The organism is uncultured Thiodictyon sp. (assembly GCF_903946935.1).
GTDB lineage: Bacteria > Pseudomonadota > Gammaproteobacteria > Chromatiales > Chromatiaceae > Thiodictyon.
Genome location: NZ_CAJAXH010000065.1, coordinates 1 through 4,343, shown reverse-complemented (window position 1 = coordinate 4,343; position 4,343 = coordinate 1). Strand labels below are relative to the sequence as shown.

Sequence of the window (4,343 nt, the reverse complement as noted above, 5' to 3'; positions counted from 1 at the left end):
GATTACTGCTCTGCCGAACCTTTATATCAGAGGCTTACGCTATTTTCAGACGTTGCCATAGAGCCGTTTTCTTTTTGTGTAACCGCTCTATCCTGCTGTTTTTGAGAAACTATGCGACCTACTGAGATCCCAGAGAGCCGTCCAAGCGCCCCCGCAACCAGGGCCAGATCGGGTTGGTGGCCAGGGGCTCCATGCCGTAGGCCGGCGTGTGCGGATCGGGCAGCAGGAGGCGGTAGCTGTATTGCTGGAGACGGGTCTGGATGAAGGCGGCGTCATACCAGCCGGCGGCGCGGTCAAGGATGGCGTTCGCACTGCGGGGTCCTACCGCCTGGACCAACGCCGCGAGTTCCTCGTGATTCACGCGGCGTTCCCAGTCGGTCGGCACCATCGCGGCAAACAACAGAAATTCCATGATGAACAGGATCAGCCCGGCGACGATGGTCCAGAGCCAAACGCCTTGGCCCTCCTGGCTGTCGTGACTGTTATCCAGCATCGGTGTCACGCCCGGCGGGCGCCGGTACCACGGACAGCTGCCGGCCGATGATGCGCCGTTGGGCGTGCGTCAGGGCCATGGCCAAGGCCCGATGTTCATCCGGCTCCAGCACGGCCGCGATCCCCGCGATGAAGGCACGAAAGCGGTCGCGATCGGACTGCCGGGCGTGTTTCGCGGCGCCATACGCGGTGATCGCCTGGCTGACGATGACGTCCAGGCGCGCGAGCAGGCGGTCGGTCGCATAGTAGGTGCTGAGTCCGACCGCCAAGCGCTCCAGCAGTGCCCGGCTATCCGGCCACGCGATCTCGATCTGCATCAGGTCATCGCGCTGGGCGCGGCGCGTGAGGACCGCATTGAGGTGTTGTCTGCCCACATTGGCGGCGTTCACTCGGGGGCCGCCGCGACCATCGGCTCGGCCTGCGGCGTTGGCGGCAGTTCCGCCACCACCGGCACCTGCGCCATGGTGCCGACCGCTTCTCGCGGCGCACCCAGAATCGGCAGCCGTCCTTTCGAGACCCGTCCCCCCGACCACAGCGCGACATACTCGAAGTTCGGCAGTTGGCCCAAGAGCCCCGGAGGGAACAGTTCGACCTCCTCCTCCATCAACCGCTCCCCGGTGTTGCCGGTGTAGAGCAGCGGGTTGGTGGAATCGGTGGTACTGCCGTGGGCGGCCATGATGCTCACCACGCGGGCCATGGGCAGGCTCTCTGCAATGTATTTCTGGGTCTCCGCATCCAGCACCCGCAGCGCCACCACATTGTTGATGTTGCCCAGGACCTGGCGGGCTTTATCGGCATCGCTCCCGGTCTCGCTCGGGATCAGGGCGGCCACGCGGCTCGCCAGTTCGGTGGCCCGGCTGAAGCTGTGCAGCGGGTCGATGCGCACCGACTCGGCGGGAAAGGCCGGATGGAAATAGACGAAGCGCTGGGGTCTCCCGGCCAGGGCACAGGCACGCTCGGCGGTCCGGCGCAGGTCTTGATCCCCTTTGGGGTCGATAATAACGACTGCCTCATCGCGCAACACGGCCTGGGTGACAAGCAAATCAAAGGCGCGTGTCTTGCCGGCACCCGTGGTACCCACGATCAGCAGGTGTCCTTCGATGTGCTCCAACGGGACACGCAGGTCCTGATCCCGCCCACCCAAGCCATGGATCCAGGTGGCGCCCATCCGCTGCCCACAGGTCCGCGCTCGACCAGGCGACCACGGCGACGGTGAGCCACAGGGCGAGTGCGCCCGGCTCCATTGTCCACTCCCAATCCCGCGGAAGCCCGCCAGGGCTACCATGCGGCGACGCATCATGCCTGGGGGCTTTGGCAGCGACCTTGTGCGGTGACTCCCACGGTCTGGGAGTCGCGCCAGCGACCTTGGGTATTCACTCCCAAGGTCTCGTAGACGCGCCAGAGCCCTTCTACATCGACGCAGAGACCTTCTACATCGGTTCCCAAGCGCTTTGCGCGAAATCGCTCAACGGTCGCAACTATTTGAATATATTTAGCCTTTCAGCCTTGCGCCAAGAAGTTGAATCCGCAATCCAAATATTCACCGTTGCACAGGCCCTGTGGCGCCTGCCAACGACCTTCTGGCGTCGTTCCCAGCCCCTGGGGCGCGTCCCACTGACCTTGTGGCGCCGCCCGACTCCCCTGGGGCGCCTGGCGACGATCTGCCGTCACTGTTCCCGACGACTGGGCATCATGCCAGACACTGTCTGAGCCGGCCCCCAGGGTCTGGTCGTTCGTCCCGCGAGTCTGGGCGTCGACCCGCAAGGTCGCGGAGTCCGCGCAGAAGGTCTTTGCAGCGATCCACAAAAAAACCCTTGCAATCGCCAAGACCCCAGCGTTACGCTAAGTTCCGTATGCTGCTTGTGTAACGTTTCTGTGAATGGAACAGGAGGGCATCGTGTCGGGTTCAACTGTCATCCCTCGTGTCGATTCGGGCAAGCTGGCCCTGATCGTGCATATCAATTCAGTCTTGTCGGCCTATGCCGCGATGCTGGACTTCAGCGCCGACGACTTGTCCGAACTGGACAGGGCAACCGCCTGGTTCAAGTATAGCCTGGACCTGCAATCCGCCTACAAAGCCACCGGCGAGGCCACGGTGGCTTTGAAGAACGCCATACGCGACGGATCCCCGACCGGCAAGGCCGTTATCCCCACGCTGCCGATCCTCACGCCGCCCCCGGGCGAGCCCTTTCTCGATGTGTTCGGCTATCTGTCCAACGTCATCACGCGTATCCGCATACACAAGAATTACACGGAAGCCATCGGCAAGGCGCTGTACATCATCCCGGTGCAAAGCCTCCCGGTGGACCCATCCGCCATGCAGCCGGTCCTCAACGCGGACTTCAAAGGCGGGCATCCGCGCGTCCTCTGGGCCATGCACGGCATGGACGCCTTGGAGCTCGAGGCAGACCATGGCGACGGCCATTTCTCCCTGCTTACCATCGACATGACTCCCAACCATATCGACACGACACCCTTGCCGCCTGCCGGCACCGTGGTGCTGTGGCGCTATCGTGCCATTTATCGCCTCCGCGATGAACAGGTGGGGAATTGGAGCCAGGTGTTAGAGGTGAGCGTTAAGGGGATTTGAAAATGGGCGACGTATCAAGGCGACCTGGCAATATTGGACAACGGGTCTCCGTTTACTTTCCCATCTGCCTATGGCAGATGGGAAAGCTTAGGGCTGACCACGTTCCTCGCGGCTTCCTCCGATCAACAGGGTGGCGTCTTGGCGGCGGGGTGAAGTAGCCATGGGTGGGGAGGGTTACGTGGGGCCTGGACTGCTTGCAGTCTAGTACATTAGTATCCTAATGCAGCCTAGCACACTGGTGGCCCGTGTCGGCATAGTACACAGGCAGCCTAATGCAACGTAGAACACGTTAGCAGAAACACCAGAACAATTAATCTTAAGAGGAAAATTGTGAGCAATAAAATGCTACCGAATAAAGAAATGCCACTATGGTTATCCTCCATTCAATCTTCGACCGATTTAGATAATGTTAAAATAGAAAACTTACTTGAAGGATCTTTATACTACCCGTCTGGAGGCCGAGATGGTGATCCCATTAAATTTCTCGGAGGTCATATCTTCAGTTTTGTATATTCTGATAACGGCGTATCTATTCAGCAGGTTGAAAATAGTATAAATAACCAAAATCGGAACTTTTTGGGATATCACTTGGAATTCAAAAGAGACAATCCTTTCCTCTATGAATCCATTTGGTTCATTCTGAAGAGGTCAGATGAGCTCAACGATGATTTTGGGCCGGATCGATTAAGTTTATTATATGTGCATGGAGATGACTTTGAGACTTTTAAAAATCTATATTCAAAAAATAAAATTTGCCCAACGATTATAGCTTTAATAAAAGCAGGATGGATGGGTTCAGATAATTATGATGGTGATGGTAAATTAGCGACGGCTGTTTATAAATTAGGATTACCTTTTTATATGCTAGAAGTCCCAAACAAAAGTAAGAAAAGTTTCTGGGGTAAGCATTTAGTTCAACTAAAATACCAGAAAATTGATTATGATGACTTTGACTTGGTTTTATGGGGCAACCAGGTAGTCGGGTAGCCACGCGGGATAAGGGGCTAGGCTCGAGCTCTTTTCCCGGAAAAAAAGAGGCTAACCTTTGTCTCAAAAGCGAGCGCGCGCCACAGGCGTCGTGCTAATTGGCTAGCTCATCAGGGTGCGCGCGCCGCTTTAGACTTAGAGGCTGTCTAAGAACCATTTTGAGATAGAGGCTTACTTAACGGCTAATAAATACGGCGTTTGATTATTGCAGATCTGCCGAAGAAGCAAGCGTCCGGATGCAATATAAACCTGTGTTTCGCTTGAAGTCGGTTTG

General features: G+C 57.4%; 4 protein-coding genes and 1 pseudogene. 2 read left to right on the top strand and 3 right to left on the bottom strand.

The features are described from left to right. Positions 1 to 118: 118 nt before the first annotated feature. From QZX93_RS05915 to QZX93_RS05905, 3 genes and pseudogenes are all read right to left on the bottom strand, one after another. Positions 119 to 493, bottom strand: a complete 375-nt coding sequence (locus QZX93_RS05915) for a hypothetical protein (protein ID WP_295391206.1) — start codon at positions 491 to 493, stop codon at positions 119 to 121. Then, entirely contained in the window at positions 483 to 881 is a 399-nt protein-coding gene (locus QZX93_RS05910) for a hypothetical protein (protein WP_295391204.1), read from the bottom strand. The genes QZX93_RS05915 and QZX93_RS05910 overlap by 11 nt, the downstream gene beginning before the upstream one ends. Continuing rightward, positions 878 to 1,689 (bottom strand): annotated as a pseudogene (locus QZX93_RS05905) (type IV secretion system DNA-binding domain-containing protein); the annotation flags it as partial. The pseudogene QZX93_RS05905 and the gene QZX93_RS05910, both read right to left, overlap by 4 nt. A gap of 682 nt (positions 1,690 to 2,371) precedes the next feature. On the opposite strand from QZX93_RS05905, the gene QZX93_RS05900 reads away from it, so the two are divergent. Both QZX93_RS05900 and QZX93_RS05895 read left to right on the top strand, forming a co-directional pair. Continuing rightward, entirely contained in the window at positions 2,372 to 3,082 is a 711-nt protein-coding gene (locus QZX93_RS05900; RefSeq protein ID WP_295391202.1) for a hypothetical protein, read from the top strand. A 330-nt stretch (positions 3,083 to 3,412) separates the two neighbouring features. Continuing rightward, positions 3,413 to 4,069, top strand: a complete 657-nt coding sequence (locus QZX93_RS05895) for a hypothetical protein (RefSeq protein ID WP_295391201.1) — start codon at positions 3,413 to 3,415, stop codon at positions 4,067 to 4,069. Positions 4,070 to 4,343: the final 274 nt, after the last annotated feature.

Excerpts from the sequence above, each read along its gene's own strand:
- QZX93_RS05915 (WP_295391206.1), bottom strand. The coding sequence starts at position 493 with ATGCTGGATAACAGTCACGACAGCCAGGAGGGCCAAGGCGTTTGGCTC.
- QZX93_RS05900 (WP_295391202.1), top strand. The coding sequence starts at position 2,372 with ATGGAACAGGAGGGCATCGTGTCGGGTTCAACTGTCATCCCTCGTGTC.